Origin of the sequence: Gilliamella sp. Fer4-1 (assembly GCF_001690515.1) — a bacterium.
Classification (GTDB): domain Bacteria; phylum Pseudomonadota; class Gammaproteobacteria; order Enterobacterales; family Orbaceae; genus Gilliamella; species Gilliamella apicola_C.
Genome location: NZ_LZGZ01000301.1, coordinates 1 through 1,015 on the forward strand (window position 1 = coordinate 1; position 1,015 = coordinate 1,015).

Consider the following 1,015-nt stretch of genomic DNA (forward strand, 5'->3'; position numbering starts at 1 on the left):
TACATTAAAAAACGAGAAATACAAAAATATAAATTTTAAAAAACGAAAAAGTGAAAAAATAAAATTAATTTAATCGGTTTTCCAAATAATAGGTATATACAAAACTATAAAAAAATGCACTATAATTAATAAACTAGTGATAGATATAATGGATTAAAGATGAATACAATTAAAAATAATAATGTTAAAACTTTTAAAGATAGATTGCTCAGCTCTATGCAAGGTTTATCTGTTTCAGCCTTCGCTAAAAAATGCGATATGTCCGAAACGGTAATTCGAGACTACTTATCTGGCAAAACTTACCCTTCACTGACACGTTTGGAAGTCATCGCTGAAAAATGTAATGTTTCTTTTAATTGGCTTGCTACTGGACATAAACTAGAGTTTGTAGATTCTAAAAATAGCGATGAAGATATCTACAGCGAAAATATTTATCGCATTCCTGTTTATAATAAACAACTACCAACAAAAGAGGAAGCACAAAAAGAACGTTTTGTAAGAGAAACCCCTCCATTGATGAATTATCCTATCATTGAGGGTTGGGCTAAGCACCGTGGCTTAGATGCTAAAAAATTAATTATATACTGGGCCAAAGGCGATTTAATGTCACCAGAAATCGAAAACAATAATGGACTAATTCTTAACACTGAAATAACAGGTATTGTTGATGGTGCAATTTATCTAATTGAATACGAAGATATTACCTTTTTAAGAAAGGTTCGTTTAACACTTAATGGTTGGTTATTAATTTGTAATAATAGCCAGAATCCAACCATTGAAGTTCCCAAGTCAGATTTTCATAAATATCATATTGTAGGCCGTGTTGTTCTTCTTATTAAAGACATATTTTAATACCTTTAATAGCTATATATTAACTTTCAATATATAATTGAAAGTTAGAGGGAATATTAGATATTTTGTTCCCTCATTGATTTCTTCTATATTGATAAACCCATTAATAGCAACCAGATAGCTAAATGATATTAATTGGAAATTCCAGATAAATTGAGATTCA

The 1,015-nt window shown here is 29.1% G+C and carries 1 protein-coding gene; it reads left to right on the top strand.

The genetic code is table 11. The features are described 5' to 3' along the window. Window positions 1-159: 159 nt before the first annotated feature. Window positions 160-852 (top strand): LexA family transcriptional regulator, encoded by a 693-nt coding sequence (locus A9G30_RS10330; protein WP_065579741.1) that lies wholly within the window; start codon window positions 160-162, stop codon window positions 850-852. Window positions 853-1,015: the final 163 nt, after the last annotated feature.